Annotated in this window: 15 protein-coding genes and 1 other RNA gene; 4 read left to right on the top strand and 12 right to left on the bottom strand. The window is 72.0% G+C overall.

Annotated elements, in window-relative coordinates; translation table 11 throughout:
- Window positions 1-206: 206 nt before the first annotated feature.
- From ssrA to ACGFI8_RS10055, 10 genes are all read right to left on the bottom strand, one after another.
- Window positions 207-580, bottom strand: a transfer-messenger RNA (tmRNA) gene (ssrA, locus tag ACGFI8_RS10100).
- Between the two features lie 68 nt (window positions 581-648).
- On the bottom strand, window positions 649-780 hold the full coding sequence (locus tag ACGFI8_RS10095; protein ID WP_392802561.1) for a hypothetical protein: 132 nt from the start codon (window positions 778-780) through the stop codon (window positions 649-651).
- 488 nt (window positions 781-1,268) lie between these two features.
- Window positions 1,269-1,748: an SsrA-binding protein SmpB gene (gene smpB / locus ACGFI8_RS10090; protein WP_366224541.1), complete on the bottom strand. Its 480-nt coding sequence runs from the start codon at window positions 1,746-1,748 to the stop codon at window positions 1,269-1,271.
- Between the two features lie 112 nt (window positions 1,749-1,860).
- The gene (locus tag ACGFI8_RS10085) at window positions 1,861-2,424 is read right to left on the bottom strand and encodes a M23 family metallopeptidase (RefSeq protein ID WP_392802559.1); all 564 of its coding nucleotides are present in this window, start codon (window positions 2,422-2,424) and stop codon (window positions 1,861-1,863) included.
- The gene (locus tag ACGFI8_RS10080) at window positions 2,390-3,091 is read right to left on the bottom strand and encodes a hypothetical protein (RefSeq protein ID WP_392802556.1); all 702 of its coding nucleotides are present in this window, start codon (window positions 3,089-3,091) and stop codon (window positions 2,390-2,392) included. Before ACGFI8_RS10080 ends, ACGFI8_RS10085 begins: the two co-directional genes overlap by 35 nt.
- 84 nt (window positions 3,092-3,175) lie before the next feature.
- Entirely contained in the window at window positions 3,176-4,051 is an 876-nt protein-coding gene (gene ftsX, locus ACGFI8_RS10075) for a permease-like cell division protein FtsX (protein WP_392802554.1), read from the bottom strand.
- Window positions 4,052-4,118: 67 nt separating this feature from the next.
- Window positions 4,119-4,799: a cell division ATP-binding protein FtsE gene (ftsE, locus tag ACGFI8_RS10070; protein WP_190251422.1), complete on the bottom strand. Its 681-nt coding sequence runs from the start codon at window positions 4,797-4,799 to the stop codon at window positions 4,119-4,121.
- 200 nt (window positions 4,800-4,999) lie between these two features.
- The gene (gene prfB / locus ACGFI8_RS10065) at window positions 5,000-6,118 is read right to left on the bottom strand and encodes a peptide chain release factor 2 (RefSeq protein WP_392802550.1); all 1,119 of its coding nucleotides are present in this window, start codon (window positions 6,116-6,118) and stop codon (window positions 5,000-5,002) included.
- Window positions 6,119-6,147: 29 nt separating this feature from the next.
- Entirely contained in the window at window positions 6,148-6,663 is a 516-nt protein-coding gene (locus tag ACGFI8_RS10060) for a PadR family transcriptional regulator (RefSeq protein ID WP_392802548.1), read from the bottom strand.
- Between the two features lie 104 nt (window positions 6,664-6,767).
- A complete protein-coding gene (locus ACGFI8_RS10055; protein ID WP_392802545.1) occupies window positions 6,768-8,603 on the bottom strand; it encodes a protein kinase in 1,836 nt (611 codons plus the stop codon).
- A 109-nt stretch (window positions 8,604-8,712) separates the two neighbouring features.
- Between ACGFI8_RS10055 and ACGFI8_RS10050 the strand changes: the two genes are divergently transcribed.
- Window positions 8,713-10,368: a hypothetical protein gene (locus tag ACGFI8_RS10050; RefSeq protein ID WP_392802542.1), complete on the top strand. Its 1,656-nt coding sequence runs from the start codon at window positions 8,713-8,715 to the stop codon at window positions 10,366-10,368.
- A gap of 2 nt (window positions 10,369-10,370) precedes the next feature.
- Here the strand turns inward: ACGFI8_RS10050 and pruA are convergent, their stop codons facing one another.
- Complete coding sequence (gene pruA / locus ACGFI8_RS10045) at window positions 10,371-11,990, bottom strand: L-glutamate gamma-semialdehyde dehydrogenase (RefSeq protein WP_392802539.1); 1,620 nt, start codon at window positions 11,988-11,990, stop codon at window positions 10,371-10,373.
- A gap of 98 nt (window positions 11,991-12,088) precedes the next feature.
- On the opposite strand from pruA, the gene ACGFI8_RS10040 reads away from it, so the two are divergent.
- A complete protein-coding gene (locus ACGFI8_RS10040; RefSeq protein ID WP_392802537.1) occupies window positions 12,089-12,958 on the top strand; it encodes a hypothetical protein in 870 nt (289 codons plus the stop codon).
- On the opposite strand, the gene ACGFI8_RS10035 is transcribed toward ACGFI8_RS10040, so the two are convergent.
- Complete coding sequence (locus ACGFI8_RS10035) at window positions 12,951-13,457, bottom strand: DUF6912 family protein (RefSeq protein ID WP_392802534.1); 507 nt, start codon at window positions 13,455-13,457, stop codon at window positions 12,951-12,953. The two genes, ACGFI8_RS10040 and ACGFI8_RS10035, sit on opposite strands and share 8 nt — an antisense overlap.
- Before the next feature lie 118 nt (window positions 13,458-13,575).
- Between ACGFI8_RS10035 and ACGFI8_RS10030 the strand changes: the two genes are divergently transcribed.
- Both ACGFI8_RS10030 and ACGFI8_RS10025 read left to right on the top strand, forming a co-directional pair.
- Window positions 13,576-13,812 (top strand): helix-turn-helix domain-containing protein, encoded by a 237-nt coding sequence (locus tag ACGFI8_RS10030; protein ID WP_392802531.1) that lies wholly within the window; start codon window positions 13,576-13,578, stop codon window positions 13,810-13,812.
- A 178-nt stretch (window positions 13,813-13,990) separates the two neighbouring features.
- Window positions 13,991-14,602 carry an Rv3235 family protein gene (locus tag ACGFI8_RS10025; RefSeq protein WP_392802528.1) on the top strand — a complete coding sequence of 204 codons (612 nt, stop codon included), beginning with the start codon at window positions 13,991-13,993 and terminating at the stop codon, window positions 14,600-14,602.
- Window positions 14,603-15,468 lie beyond the last annotated feature (866 nt).

Below are 15,468 nucleotides of genomic sequence, written 5' to 3'. Positions count from 1 at the left end.
CTTCCGGAGTCCCTACGAGACGAGCGGCGTCAGACCGGCAGGTGCCCACCTTGGGCGAGACATCTTCAACACGCTGGACCACCTGACAGAACACCGTGTGTGAACGGTGGAGCGAAGCTCCCCACTGGGGAGCACGGCGGAGACGGGCGCGGGGAATACGACGCCGCCAACGGCGAACGCCCCCTGCGTGAGCAGGGGGCGTTCAACAGTGGAGGTGCCGGGAATCGAACCCGGGTCCTTCGTCGCTTTGTTAGGGCTTCTCCGAGCGCAGCTCGCTGTGCCTCTACTCGGCCCTACCAATCACGCGAGCGAGTTGGTATGACGGGCCCAGTCACGATTGATCTCGCCGCACGAGCCCCGTGACAGGACTCGGTTGGCCAGCCTTCTAGCTGATGCCGGTTACTGGGCCGAAGGCACTCCCAGACCGACAGAACTTCACCCTGGCTTAGGCAGCGAGAGCGAGTTCGGAGCGCTTGTAGTTGGCGCTTATAACTTTCCGACGACTGATTCACGAGACAACGTCGGCTTCCTCGGCTCGCTTCCCCTATCGCCACAAACAAAGTCGAAACCAGTCACCCCCGCGCGGGTGGTGTTGGCTGCCGCACCCCTCGTGCGACCGATCAAGCGTAACGCCTCCCCGCCACAGTTTCATCCCGGTATCCCGGAACACTTCTGGCCGTCGATCGTGCAGGTGAAGGGCTCGTTGCGGACGCCGAGGCCCTCGACCTCGAAGCGCAGGGTCGCCGAGCCACCCGGCTTGACGGTTCGGGTCGCGTCCACCGGGGTGAAGTTCAGGCGTACGCCGGTGCGGGTCGGAGGCGGGATCGACCGGCGGGCGCGGGGCCACCTTCGCCACGCCGGTCGCGTGGGCGTTCAGGACGGCGGCGGCGAAGCCGGGCACCGGCGTGGTCGGGCGTGGGCCGGCGGTGGAGCGGATGTGCGAGCTCAGGCCGGGGGCCGAGCGGCTCGGCGCGTTGGGCTGGCGGGGCAGGCGGTTGAACGGCCCGCCGTCGTTGCGCCGCGGCGTGGCCGGCGGCTCCGGCGGCGGTGTGGCGGCCTCCGGCTGCTCGGCCGCTCGCGCGGCGACCTTCGCCAGGGTGGCCGCCAGCGGGCCTTCAAACAGGGAGGTGTGCGTCATGAGCAGTACCCTCCGCCGCATGGTCCCCTGCCGGCCCAGGAAACCGCTCTGCGTAAGCGTGAGGCGGCTACCCTCGCCGCGCTCGGCGAGGGTCACCGCGACGACCGTGTGCAGACGCGTGAGAGCGCGTCTACTCAGCGTTGCCCTTGCCGCGGCGGCCCATAACGCGAGCGATCTCCCGGTCGGCGTCGCGTTTCGCCAGGGTCTGGCGCTTGTCGTACGCCTTCTTGCCCCGCGCCAGCGCCAGCTCGACCTTCGCCCACCCGTCCGCGAAGTACACCGACAGCGGCACCAGGGTCAGGCCGCTCTCGCGCACCTTCACCCCGATACGCTCGATTTCCTGCCGCTTCAGCAGCAGTTTCCGGATCCGCCGGGGTGGGTGGTTGGTCCAGGTGCCCATCGTGTACTCGGGGATGTGCATCGCGTGGAGGAAGACCTCGCCGTCGGAGATCTGCCCGAACGCGTCCACGAGCGAGCACCGCCCGGCCCGCAGGGACTTGACCTCGGTCCCGGTCAGCGCGATGCCGGCCTCGAACGTGTCAAGAATCTCGTAGTCGTGGCGCGCCTTCCGGTTGGACGCGACCAGCTTGCGTCCCTTTTCGCGCGGCATCGACCCCTCCTGAGTTTCTCGACCGGACTGAAGAGTATCGCGCCGGGCAAGACCATTTACAGCACCGCCGAACGACGCACCTGGGCAGGCGCCGAGCGAGCCGACGGCGGGATCAGCAGAGGCAGGCGGGGAGCCAATCCAGGGGCTGGACCGGGGTGCCGTTGAGGCGGACCTCGAAGTGCGGGTGGTACCCGGTCGAGGCGCCCGTGGTGCCCACGCGGCCGATCAGTTCGCCGCGCCGCACCCGCTCGCCGACGCGCACCAGGATCGCGGACTGGTGGGCGTAGCACGTCGCCAGGCCCTTGCCCTGGTACAGGCCGTGCGAGAGGCACGTGTAGTTGCCGTTGCCGCCCGACGGGCCGGCCCAGACCACGACGCCGTCGGCGGCGGCGACGATCGGCTGGCCGCCGCCGGCGGCCACGTCGATGCCCGCGTGCAGTTGATAGACCTTGTACACCGGGTCGAACCGCATCCCGAAGTTGCTCGACTTCCAGCCGTGCACCGGCATCACGAAGAACGCGCCCTCCTTCGGGCCGACGGCGGTGGTGACGGGCGCCTTGGCCGCGGTACCGCCGCTGGAGCTCTTGGCCCTTCTGGCCTCGGCGGCGGCCTCGGCGCGCAACTGCTCCGCGACCCTGTCGCTATCGATCTTGAGTTGCTGGTATCTGGCGAGCACGGCGCCGCGCTCGGCGTTGGCGGTCGCCTCGGCCTGCGCGCTCCGCTCGAGCAGGGCCTGCACGTCGGCCGCCGCCTGCTCGGCGCCCGCCTGCGCGGCCCGCGAGTCGGCCAGGGTGCGGGAAGCCTCGTCGGCGGCCTGCCGCGCGCCGCTGCGCGAGCACGGCGGCGTTGCTGCGCTGCTTCGCGGCCATCCGGGCGACCGTGAGCTCGTCGACGGCCGGCTGGTTCTCCCGGGCCACGTGGTCGAGGTACTCGATGCGCACGGCCAGGTCGTTGGGGCCGCCCGAGTCGAGGACCGAGTTGAACATGGCGAAGCCGCTGCCCTTGTACGCCGCGGCCACGAACACGGACACGTCACGGCGCGCCTGGTCGACCCGGCCCTGGGCGGCCGCGTACTCGTCCTCGGCCGCCCGCACCGCGGCGTCGGCGTCGGCGCGGTCCCGCTCGGCCTGGCGGGCAGCCGCGTCGGCGGCGATGACCCGGCCCTTGGCGTCGGCCAGCTCGGCCTGCGCGCCCGGCAGCGCGGCGGCGGCCCGGTCGTGGTCCGCGGCGGCCTGCTGCGCCTTCCCGGTGGCCGCCTCGAGCGTGGCCTGGGTCTCCTGCAGCTGCCGGTAGAGCCGGGCGCAAGAAAAAGCACGTAAGTCCGGAATTTCGGTTAAATGCACCTATCGTGGCGGCCGACCGGAAACGACGGAGGGCGGACCCCCATGTCCGGGGATCCGCCCTCGCGGGTCGGGAACGGCGCTACGTCAGACGCGCACGTAGAAGCGCAGCGTGACCCAGGCCGTGACGGCGCTGACCAGGCCGCCGGCGCCGCACAGGACGGGCAGCATCAGCCAGACGTTGTTCCAGTCGACCGGCAGCAGGACCTGTGTCAGGGCCTTCAGCGAGCCGTCGATGAAGAATATCTTCGCGGCCACCAGGGCGCCGAAGGCCAGGATCGCGCCGATCAGGCCGGCGAAGACCGCCTCCAGCACGAACGGCATCTGGATGAACCAGTTCGAGGCGCCGACGAGCTTCATGACGGCGACCTCGCGGCGTTTGCTGTAGGCGGCGACCTGGATCGTGTTGGCCACCAGGAGCAGCGCCGCCGCGCCCTGGACCACCGCGACCGTCAGGGCCAGCGTCTGCAGCGCCCCCAACAGGTCGAAGACCCGTTTCAGCAGCTGCTTCTGGTCGATGATGTCGCTGACGCCGTCCTGGGTGCGGAACTGGTCGCTGAATTCCTGGACCTTGTTCGGGTCCTTGAGCTTGATCCGGAACGACTCGGGCAGCGAATTCGGCTTGGTCGCGCTGACCAGGTCGGGAGCGTCCTTGAACTGCTCCTTGAAGCGGTCCCAGGCCTCCTCCTTGGTCTCGTGCTTGTACGACTGGACCAGGGCGTCGGACTTCAGAGCGCTCTCGACGTTGGTGCGCTGCTCGTCCGAGACGTCGCCCTTGAGGAAGACGGACACCTCTACGCGCTGGTAGAAGAAGTCTTCCATCTTGCCGACCTGGAAGAAGAGCAGCAGGCTCGCGCCCAGCATGGTCAGCGACACCGTCATCGTGATGATCATCGCGATCGTCATCGTGACGTTGCGCCAAAGTCCGGTCAGGACTTCGGACAGGACGTATCTCACGCGCATCGGGTGGGGGTTCCTTCCCAGCGGACCCAGCAGGAGGACAGGGGGCGGTGCGGATTACGGCCGGAGGTCAGCCGTAGACACCGCGGGGCTGGTCCCGCACGATTCGGCCACTTTCGATCTCGACGACCCGGCGTCGCATCTGGTTCACGATGTTGGAGTCGTGCGTCACCATCACGACGGTGGTGCCGGTGCGGTTGATCCGGTCCAGCAGCCGCATGATCTCGATCGACGTGTCCGGGTCGAGGTTTCCGGTCGGCTCATCGGCCAGCAGGATCAGCGGGCGGTTGACGAACGCCCGGGCCACCGCGACGCGCTGCTGCTCGCCGCCGGAGAGCTCGTGGGGGTAGCGGTGCTCCTTGCCGCCGAGGCCGACGAGCTCGAGCACCTCGGGGACGACGCGTCGAGCGACGCCCTTCGACTTGCCGATCACCTCGAGGGCGAACGCGACGTTCTCGTACGCCGTGCGGTTCGGCAGCAGACGGAAGTCCTGGAACACGCAGCCGATCTGCCGGCGGAACGCGGGGATGCGCCACGAGCGCATCGAGGTCACGTCGCGCTCGTTCACGACGACCTTGCCCCGGTTTGGGGTCACCTCATGCAGCAGCAGCTTGATGATCGTGGACTTGCCTGAGCCGGAGGGACCGATGAAGAAGACGAACTCGCCCTTCTCGATGTTGACGGAAACATCGTCAAGGGAGGGGCGAGACGCCTTCGGATACGTCTTCGTCACGTGGTCAAGCCGAATCACGGAACGTGAGTCTACGCGGTGTGACAAGTGGGCCAAGTACACGTGGTGCGTCGCGCGCGATTTGCCGGTAATGCGGACCCAAAGAGGGGACGCGAACCGCAGGGCAGCGCGCGATTCCACGGCCAAGTGTGACGTACGTCTCATTTTTGACCGCGGATTTCGCAATTACGTTACGTGATTGATGCACTCCAAAGCGAGCATCACGCGGCCGGGTCGAACTCCCGCTGCTTGCGCCACCGGATTCCCGCGTCGATGAACGCGTCGAGGTCGCCGTCGAAGACCGCGACCGGGTTGCCCGTCTCGTGCTCGGTCCGCAGGTCCTTGACCATCTGGTAGGGGTGCAGCACGTACGAGCGCATCTGGTCGCCCCAGGACCCCGCCACATCGCCGCGCAGCGCGTCCATCTTCGCCGCCTCCTCGGCCCGCTTCACGGCCAGCAGCTTGGCCTTCAGCACGCCCATGGCGGTCGCCTTGTTCTGGATCTGGGAGCGCTCGTTCTGGCAGGACACCACGATGCCGGTCGGGATGTGGGTCAGCCGCACCGCCGAGTCGGTCGTGTTGACGCCCTGGCCGCCGGGGCCGCTGGAGCGGTAGACGTCGACGCGCAGCTCGTCGTCGGGGATCTCCACCTCGTCGGTCTGCTCGACGACGGGCACGACCTCCAGCGCGGCGAACGAGGTCTGACGCCGGCCCTGGTTGTCGAACGGGCTGATGCGGACCAGCCGGTGAGTGCCGGACTCGACCGACAGGGTCCCGTAGGCATACGGCGCCTTCACCGCGAACGTGGCGGACTTGATGCCCGCCTCCTCGGCGTAGGAGGTGTCGTAGACGTCGGTGACGTAACCGTGGCGCTCTGCCCACCGCAGGTACATCCGCAGGAGCATGTCGGCGAAGTCGGCCGCGTCGACGCCGCCGGCGCCGGCGCGGATCGTCACCAGGGCCTCCCGGGCGTCGTACTCCCCGGACAGCAGCGTGCGGACCTCGAGCTCCTCGATCGCCTTGCTCAGGCCGGCGATCTCGTCGCCGACCTCACTCAGCGAGCCGGAGTCGCCCTCCGCCTCGGCGAGCTCGAGCAGCACCTGGGCGTCGTCGAGCCGCCGCCGCAGCCGCTCGAGCTTCGTGATCTCGCCCTGGACGTAAGACAGGCGGGAGGTCACCTTCTGCGCGGCGGCCTGATCGTCCCACAAATTGGGAGCCGACGCCTGCTCCTCGAGATCGGCCTTCTCCTTGCGCAGGCGATCGAGGTCGAGCACCGCCTCGATGTTGCGCAGGGTGCCGTCGAGGTTCTTGAGAGATTCGGCGTGGTCCAGAGCAGTCACGCCTCAAGACTACGCCGGGTCGCGGACGGCTATTTGCCCGGCGCGCTCTTGAGCCACGTCAGCGCGGCCTTGTGGTATCCGACCGCGAACTCCAGCGACGCGGAGAAGAAATCGTCGCCCGACTTCTTGGCCTCTTTGGCCATCTCGCGCGCCTCGGTGAGCGCCGTGTTGTGGAACTCGGCCGCCTGGGCATAGACCTCTTGCAGCTGGGCCGCCGACTGCTGCGCGCCGAATGCGACGCGCAGGGCCACCGGATTGCGCAGCGACTCGCGGCCGGCGGGCTCGGAAAGCCACCTGGCGAACGCGCGCTTGCCCGCCGGTGTGATCGCATACGGCTGGCTGGAGCGCGCGCCGGGCTTGCCGAGCTTGACGTAACCGGCGTCGGCCAGCGCGGGGAGCTCACGGTAGACCTGGCTGCGCGTCATCGACCAGTACGGCCCGAGCCGGCGCTGCGCGGCCGCCATCAACTGGCCGCCCGTCATCGGTCCCTCGTGCAGCAGGCCCAGCAGGGCCGCCGCGGTCGCGTTGACTCCAGAATCCGCCATGACCCTACGCTGTCATCTTTCGACGGCGCAGTCCAGGATTTCACGAAATCCACTGTGAACTGTCGCGCTGCGACTGTCGAGTTAGGACGGCTGCCACCCGGCCGTCACCGGAACGACGGAAACGTGGGGAACGCCGGCATCGACGGGAACGACGGCATCGGGTCACCGATTCCGGGCAGGCCGGTCTTGGACGGCGTCGGTCCCGTGGTCGGCTTCTTCGTCGGCGGCTTCTCACCCTCTCCCGGCGGGGCAGGCTCCCCCGGCGCCGAGGCGGACGCGCCCGGCGTGGCGCTCGCCTCCGGGACGGCCCCCGCGGACGCCGAGGCGGACGGCGCCGGCGTGGTGACGTTGACCTTCCTGTCGCCGCCGGCCTTCCCGCCGCCGCCGGACAGCAGCAGCCCGCCCACCGCGAGCACCAGGATCAGCAGCAGGCCGCCGCCGGCCGCGACCAGCAGTCGCCGCTGCCGGCGCGCCGGATCGGGGGCCGGGCCCTCGGCCGGCGCGTCGTAGTCCCCGGCGAACGGCTCGCCCGGGAACTCGCTCGGGAACTCGGCGGCCGGCCGGATCGGGTCGATCGGGGCCACCAGCGCGGTCGGGGGCTCCGGCGGCGCCGAGGCCGCCACCACCCGGGTAACCGGCTCGTCGTCGGCGGTCGGCGCCGGGGCGTCGAGGCGCAGGGCTGTGGGCGGCTCGTCCGGGGAACTCGTCCGCTGCGGCGGAATGATCATGTCTCCCGGAGGCTCCTCGCCCGGCAGCGGATCGGCCCAGAGCGGCTCGCCCGCCGCCAGGGCGTCGGCCGCCGGGTCCACGGCGGCAGCCGGCGCCGGGACAACCGGCGGATCGGGAACAACCGGCGAGTCCGACGTATCCGGAATATTCGGAATATCGGATGAGTCCGGAATCACCTGCGTGGGCAGGTCGGCGACCCCGTGCGGCTCCGTCGGCAGCTCCCCGATCGGCACCGCCATCATCAGCGCCGCCGACGCGGCGGCCGGCGAGGTGGGCGCGGTCGGCAGCGGCACCCAGTCCACCCGCCGGACGGGCGCTTGCACCGGCGCGGTCTGCTCGGCCGAGCGCTGCCAGAACGTGACCGCCTCCGCGGGCAGCCGGGGCAGCGGCTCGAAGCCGTCGAGCGCCCCCTCGGCGACGCGCAGCCGGCCGACGATCGACGCCGCTGACGGCCGCATCCGCGGGTCGATCTCCATGCACGCCTCGATCACCGGCCAGAGCGCGGCCGGCATGCCGGGCGGCGGCACCGGCACGCAGTCGGCGTGGCGGCGCAGGACCTCGTTGGGCGAGCCGCCGCGATACGGGCTGCGGCCGCCGATGAGCTCGAAGAGCACCACGCCGAGGGCGTAGACGTCGGCGGCCGGGCTCGGCGGGCCACCGGCGACGACCTCCGGCGCGACGTACTCCGGGGTGGCGTGCGTCGGCCCGGCGGGCCGGTCGAGGCGCCGCGCCACGCCGAAGTCGGCCAGCCGCACCGGCCCGCCGTCGGTCGGCACGAGCAGGTTGCCCGGCTTGACGTCGCCGTGGACGATCCCGTTGGCGTGCACGTACGCGAGCGCGTCGGCGACCTGCGCGACCACCTCGGCGGCGACCGCGGGCGGCAGCGGGCCGTCGGCGCGCAGCCTGCGGCGCAGGTCGGGGCCGGCGACCAGCTCCATGGCGATCGCCAGCACGTTCTTGTCGGTGACCAGGTTCTTGACCTGGATCACGGACGGGTGTTCGAGGCCGGCCAGGAGCTCTGCCTCGCCGAGGAAACCGTCCTTGAGCTCGGGCACCTCGGCGGCCTCGGGTCGTAGCACCTTGACCGCGACCCACTCGTTCGCCTCGGTGTCGTACGCCCGCCAGACCGCCCCGATGGCGCCGCGGGCCACCTCCGACTCGAGCCGGTAGCGGTTGCCGAGAACCGTCTTCGCGCCGGTGACCGTCTTCATCGCCCGTCCCTCCCCCTCCCCGCCGACGGTAGGCGAGCACCGCCATGGCGTGCCGCCCCGCACAGCCCGTTGGCACAAAGACGGGAGTCGAGCTATAAGGTCACCTGTCGTGACGAGAGGCGCGCTGGTCCGCTGGCTGCAGGGTCTCGAGGCTCACGAGCTCGGCGAGGTGCTGCGCCGCCGTCCCGACGCGCTGACCGCGCCCTCGCCCGGTGACCTTCCCCAGCTCGCCGCGCGCCTGTCCGCCCGCGCCGCCGTGGCCGAGGTGGTGGCGACGCTGCCGCTGCCCGCGCTGCAGGTCGTCGAGGCGCTGGCGCGGCTGGGCGAGCCGCCGTTCCCGCGCGCCCGGCTGGCCGAGGCGCTGGGCCGAGACCCGGACGACCCGGAGTTCGACGCCACGCTGCGGGTGCTGAGCCAGCGTGCGCTGGTCTGGCCGGCCGGCGACGAACTGTGGACCTTGTCGTACTTACTGCTCGACGCCGCCGCGCGCAACCCGCAGGAGGAGCCGTTCGAGCCCGTGCCGCCGGCGCCCGCGCTCGTCCCCGCCGACCGGACCGCGATCCGCGCCGCCGCGGCCGCGTCCGCCGCCGCCCTGCTGGAGCACGCGGCCGCGCTGCTGGAGGAGGCGGCCGAGCGCCCGCTGGCGCGGCAGCGCAACGGCGGGGTCGCGGCCCGCGGGCGCGTCCGGCTGGCCGGCCCGCTCGGCCTGGGCGAGGCCCTCGTCGCGCATTTTGCCGATGTCGTACTGCAGGCAGGACTCCTCGGCCCGGACGGCGCCCACCTGCAGCCGACGACGGCGTACCCGGACTGGCTCGGCGCCCCGCCCGCCGAGCGCCTCGCCCGCCTGCTGTCCGGCTGGTGGGCGCCTGGTCTGGGTCGATCAGCACGAAGCCTCACCGAGCCGGACTGGGCGAGGCCCGCGCTGCGCCGGGTGGTAGTGCGCGTCCTGCACGACCTGCCGCCGGACACCGCCGTGGCCGGCGCGGACTCGCTCGCGCCGCTGGTGCGCTGGACCGCCCCGCTGGCCGCGCGGGAGGTCGCCGACCTGCCGGCGGTGGTCGAGGGGGTGCTGGCCGAGGCGACGCTGCTCGGCGTGTGCGCGCTGGCCGCCGCGGACACGTTCGCGGTCAGCCCGCTCGGGCGCGCGCTGGCCGACGGGCGGCCGATTGCCGAGGTCGCCCGGACGCTGCTGCCGGAGCCGCCACCCCCGGACCCGCTCCGGGTGCGCCCGATCGGCAGCGTCGTGACCAGCGACGACCCGGAGCTGCTCGACGAGGTGGCCGCCGCGCTCGGGCTGGAGCGCTTCGCGCCGACGGTCGCCGGCTCCCGGGAGTCGGCCGCGGACGCGCTCGCCGCGCTGCGGGCGGCGGGCTACCGGCCGGTCGGCGAAACGCCCCGGGTGACGCCGCGGCGCCCGCCCGCACCGGTCAGCGCGCGGCCGGCCCGGCCCAAGCCGGCCGTGGATCCCGGGGAGCTGGCGCGGCGGCTCGCCGTACCGATGCAGCGAAATGCCTCACCGCTGGAGCAGATCCGGCATCGGGCGCCCCAGTTGCGCCCCGAACAGGCGCAGCTGCTCGCCGACGCGGTCGAGCACGGCACGCCGATCTGGATCCGGTACGTCGACGCGAACGGGCGCGCCTCCGAGCGGGTGATCGAGAACGCCGAGCTCGCCGGGTCGGTGATCGAGGCCTGGTGCCGGCTGCGCCGCGACGATCGTGCCTTCACGCTCGACAAGATCGTCGCGGTCGCCCGGCCGCGCGAATAGGCTCAGCCCATGTGCGGGTAGCGGTGGTCGGTCGGCGGTACGAACGTCTCCTTGATCGTCCGCGGCGACGTCCAGCGCAGCAGGTTGTGCCAGGAGCCGGCCTTGTCGTTGGTGCCCGACGCGCGGGCGCCGCCGAAGGGCTGCTGGCCGACCACGGCGCCGGTCGGCTTGTCGTTGATGTAGAAGTTGCCGGCCGCGAAGCGCAGCGTGTGCGCGGCGCGCTCGATGGCCGCCCGGTCGGTGGCGAAGATCGAGCCGGTCAGCGCGTAGGGCGCGACCGACTCGGCCTGCTCGACGACCGCGTCGAAGTCGCCGTCGGCGAAGACGTGCACGGCGAGGATCGGCCCGAAGTACTCCGTCGTGAACACCTCGTGGCCGGGGTCGGTGCACTCCACGATCGTCGGGCGCACGAAGAATCCCTCGGAGTCGTCGGTGGTGCCCCCGGCGACGACCGTGCAGGACGGCGAGTTCTTGATCCGGTCCAGCGCCGCGGCGTGCCGGTCGAACGCGCGGCGGTCGATGACCGCGCCGCCGAAGTTCGTGAAGTCGGTGACGTCGCCGTACGTCAGCGAGTCGGCGGTGGCGGTCAACTCGTCCTTGATCCGCGCCCAGAGGCTCGCCGGCACGTAGGCCCGCGAGGCGGCCGAGCACTTCTGCCCCTGATACTCGAACGCGCCCCGGATCAGGGCCGTGCCCAGCGCCGCCGAGTCGGCCGACGGGTGCGCGATCACGAAGTCCTTGCCGCCGGTCTCGCCCACGACCCGCGGGTAGGAGCGGTACACGTTCTCGGCGACGGCACGGTTGAGCGTGCGGAACACCGCGGTCGAGCCGGTGAAGTGGATGCCGGCCAGGTCGGGGTCGGCGAGCGCGACCTCGGAGACGGCCAGCCCGTCGCCGGTGACCAGGTTGATCACGCCGGGCGGCAGGCCGGCGGCCTCGAACAGCCGCATCGTGTAGTGCGCCGCCAGCTGCTGCGTCGGCGAGGGCTTCCACAGCACCGTGTTGCCCATCAGGGCCGGGGCCGTGGGCAGGTTGCCGGCGATCGCGGTGAAGTTGAACGGGGTGATCGCGTAGACGAAGCCCTCCAGCGGGCGGTGGTCGAAGCGGTTCCACACCCCCGGCGACGAGAACGGCTGGTCCTCGAGGATCTTCTGCCCGAAGTACACGTTGAAACGCAGGAAGTCGATGAGCTCGCAGGCCGAATCGATCTCCGCCTGGACGGCGGTCTTCGACTGGCCGAGCATGGTCGCGCCGTTGAGCGTGTCCCGCCAGGGGCCGCTGAGCAGGTCGGCGGCGCGCAGGAACACCGCGGCGCGCTCCGTGTAGGGCAGGTCGCGCCAGGCGGGTGCGGCCTGCTTGGCCGCGTCGACCGCCAGGGCGGCGTCGTCGGTGGTGGCGTTGTGTGTGACGCCCAGCACATGGCGGTGGCGGTGCGGCTGGACCACGTCGATCGGCGCGCCGGAGGCCATGCGCCGCTCGCCGTCGATCGTCATGGTCAGGTCGTGCCGCTCGGCGGCCAGCTCGGCGAGGCGGCGCTGCAGGCTTGCCCGTTCCGGGGTTCCGGGGGCATATCCGCGCACGGGCTCGTTGTTGGGCACCGGCACGTCGAACAAGGCATCCATGAGGGTTCTCCCACGTCGTCTCGGCAGCGTTGGCGAGGTTTTCTCCATCCTCGCACGGGCGGCGGGGCGGCCCTGCGGCTCGCGTACGCTGCTTCCTCGTGGGTGCGAAGCGTGCTGAGGTGGTCGAGCCGACCGTGGATACCTGGCGCCCAGGGCGCGCCGTGTTCGTGGCCGGGTTCGCGCTCGTGCTGCTGTTCCTGACGCTCTTCTCGGCGTACGGGCACGTGCCCGGCGCCGCGGTCGCCGCGCTGGTCCTGCCGGGCGTGCTGGCCCCGACCCTGATCGCCGGGGGCGCGGTCGGCGTGCTGGCCGTCGGCCGGTTCGCGGCCGAGGCGGGGGTGCGCGGGCGGCTGCTGCACGGGGGCCTCGGCGGCCTGCCGGTCGGGCTGCTCGCGATGGGCGGGATGATCGCCGCGTACCACAAGGGGCCGTCGATCGCCTACGTCGCGGCCACTGTGGCGGTCGCCGGCGTGCTCGGTGGCCTGGTCGCCGCGGTGCGCCCGATCAGCGCGGTCGCGGCGGGCGCGGCGGCCGGCGTGGTGGCCTCCGGCATCGGGCTGCTCGTGGCGTACTTCCAGAACGACCTCGTCAACCTGTTCGGCAACCAGGAGACCGTCGGCAGCATGGCCGACGCCTCCTACCGGCTCCAGATGACCACGTCGATCGTCAGCGGCGTCGCCGCCGGCGTCATGGCCTTCCTCTACCTGCGCCGCACCGGCCTCGCGCTGCCGTGGCCCACATACCCGCTGGCCGGCGCGCTGCCGGGGCTGCTCACGCTCGGCGCGGCGCTGGTCGGGTGGATCGGCGGGCTGCCGCTGTCGCACGCGGTCGCGAAGGAGAGCGAGTTCGACGCCGCGATCATCGCCAGCCGGCTGCCGGAACAGGTCAACCACGGGCTGATCCTGGTCTTCGCGGGCGCGTTCGTGGCGATGATCCTGGTCGGCCGGACGCTGAAGCGCGCTAGCTGACGAGCTGGTCGAGCTCGGACGGGTCATACCACTCCAGCTCGTGGTCCTCCGCCCCGTCGACCGTGAACTGGGCGTCGGGGTCGCCCGCCTCCGCCTCCTCGACCACGTCCGCGGCCGCGGCGACGTCGGCCTCGGCCGCCTGGCCGTCGACGTGGATCGCCGCGACGACTCGCAGTGCGATCCGGCCGGAGAGCTCGACCATGCTCGAGCCGAGCTCCAGGCCGTTCATCTTCAGGGCCGTCCCCGGCAGATCGATCGAGACCACCACTCGGCGGCGGGGCGCCTTGGCGTCGTGGCGCAGCAGCCGCAGGGCGCTCTGCGCGGCGCGGGTGAAGGCGACGTACTCCAACTCCTCCTCGTCGCCCTCCGCATACCACTCGCGCAGCGCCGGCGTGACCGCGTGCGCCTCGACCGGCGGCGGCAGCTCACCGGTCTCGCGCAGCACGGCGAGCTGGGCCAGGGTGGCGGGCAGGTACACGCGTGTGAGGTCCGTCGTCACGCTCCCTGTACTACACCCTCGCCCGCGTTTCGACACGCATGCCGCGCGTGTCGGGGGCATTCGGCGCGCCCGGGCTCCGTCGTAACCGGTAGGAAGCGAACGATGGCAAACTGAGGGGATGGAGCCGCGATTCCTGCTCATGGCGGACGTCGCCGAGCAGTTGAACGTGTCGACCTCGCAGGTGTACCACATGGTGCGCAGCGGGGAGCTGCCCGCGATCAAGGTCGGCGGCCGCGGCCAGTGGCGAATCGAGCGGAGCAAGCTCGAGGAGTACATCGAGCGCAAGTACGCCGAGACGGCGGAGTGGGTGCGCAGCAACCCGCTGGTCGAGCGGGACGATCCGGACTTCTCCTGATTTTTCCGGTTTCTCCGGCGGGCTAGCGGCGTGCCACCGCCCGCACGAAACGACCTATGGTCCCAACCGGACATAGGCCAACGTAAGCAAACCCAAGATTCTTGACGCCTCCGCACGCCCTCGATACAACGGAGTAGGAGGCAATCGAAAGCAAACGCAAGGATCGGGGGACAATTCCATGACGGTGATCGTCGAGCAACGTCCACGCCGCGGCGCCCGGGCCCGCACCCGCCGGGCCCCGTCCGACCCAGCGGTCGTGCTGCGCATGCCCCCGCCCCTGGACCCGCCGCCCGAGCCGCCAAGCGAGCCGGTCACCGAGTCGGCGCTCGACATGGACCAGCTGCCGCTCGAGTGGCCGGGCGCCCCACCCCTGTCCCGCGCACCCCAGCCGCGTCGCCCCCGCCCGGCGCCCACGCTCCCGGGCCCGCGCTCGGGCGCCTACGCCGCAGCCCAGCGGTTCGTCGGCCTGTGCGTCGAGATCCTCAACGGCTACCGCCCGGCAAGCCAGCTCCGCCCGATGAGCCACCCGCAGCGCTTCGCCGACATCAGCGACCAGATCCTGCGCCGCACCGTCCGCGTCCGCATGACCCCCGGCCAGGCCGCCCGCCATGGCCACCTGGTCCGCGCCCGCCGGCTGCTCCTGTCCGAGCCACTCGCCGGCGTCGCCGAGGCCGCGGTCGTCCTGGAGCACGGCGACGCCACGTGGGCGATGGCGATCCGCCTCGAGCGCACCACGCGCCCCGGCGTCGGCGTACTCGGCTGGATGTGCACCGTGGTCCAGGTCCTGTAGCCCCACGACAAGGCGGCGGCCGTCCCGGTCACGGGGCGGGACGGCCCACCCGCCCGGCCCCGGTCACGGGACGGTCCCGCCGCTCCGACCCGGTTCACAGGGCAGGACGGTTCGACCGCCTGTCCCGATCACGGGGCGGACGGCCCTGCCGCTCCGACCGGCGGCCACGGGGCAGGACAGTCCGGCCGCCCGTTCCCGATCACGGGGACGGGACGGCGGGACCGCCTGGTCCCGGACACGGGGCACGGCAACCGCCGCCGCGGCAGCTGCTTCCGCCGCTCGCGCTCGGGGAGGGACGGCGCGAGCAGCGGTCCCCGGAGGTTCGGCGTCCCGGATTCGGTGGGCCGGGAACCACCTCCACGGCGGCCATCGCGCCCTCACGTGCCGGGGCGCGATGGCCGCCACCCACCACACGTTGCCCCCGGTGCGCTCGGTCGCGACGAAGCCAGCGGGCGCACTGGGCACCACCCACCGCCACAGCGCGGCCGCCGCGGTCTGTTAGGGGCCCAGACCGCGGCGGCCGCCCCTCCACCGCCTCGTCTCTTCGGGCGCCTTGCGTCCGGGCAGGCCTCCGCCCCAGCGCCGCCCAGGGCCACAGGACGCCGACCGGACGCGCGGCGCGGCCCCGCGTGGGGGCAGCCCCGCGTGGGGGCAGCCCCGCGTGGGGGGGATGTGGGCTGACGCGGGATGCCGGCCGCGGCCCTGGACTCGATCGCGGTCTTCTCCCGGACGGCGATCGAGCGCCGCGCCGCCCCGATCTACGACCGCAGCCTGTCCGGCAAGACGTTCCGCCTGGCCGAGCTTCCTGACGGTGAACGAGTCCGGCCTGATCACCGAGATCCGCCGGATGTACGACCTCGACGCCG

This window comes from Dactylosporangium sp. NPDC048998 (assembly GCF_043197855.1).
GTDB lineage: Bacteria > Actinomycetota > Actinomycetes > Mycobacteriales > Micromonosporaceae > Dactylosporangium.
The sequence above is the reverse complement of the archived record's forward strand: the minus strand, read 5'-3'. Positions and strand labels throughout refer to the sequence as shown.

Excerpts from the sequence above, each read along its gene's own strand:
- ftsX (WP_392802554.1), bottom strand. The coding sequence starts at position 4,051 with ATGCGCGTGAGATACGTCCTGTCCGAAGTCCTGACCGGACTTTGGCGC.
- ACGFI8_RS10030 (WP_392802531.1), top strand. The coding sequence starts at position 13,576 with ATGGAGCCGCGATTCCTGCTCATGGCGGACGTCGCCGAGCAGTTGAAC.
- pruA (WP_392802539.1), bottom strand. The coding sequence starts at position 11,990 with ATGGATGCCTTGTTCGACGTGCCGGTGCCCAACAACGAGCCCGTGCGC.
- ACGFI8_RS10025 (WP_392802528.1), top strand. The coding sequence starts at position 13,991 with ATGACGGTGATCGTCGAGCAACGTCCACGCCGCGGCGCCCGGGCCCGC.
- smpB (WP_366224541.1), bottom strand. The coding sequence starts at position 1,748 with ATGCCGCGCGAAAAGGGACGCAAGCTGGTCGCGTCCAACCGGAAGGCG.
- ACGFI8_RS10055 (WP_392802545.1), bottom strand. The coding sequence starts at position 8,603 with ATGAAGACGGTCACCGGCGCGAAGACGGTTCTCGGCAACCGCTACCGG.
- ACGFI8_RS10060 (WP_392802548.1), bottom strand. The coding sequence starts at position 6,663 with ATGGCGGATTCTGGAGTCAACGCGACCGCGGCGGCCCTGCTGGGCCTG.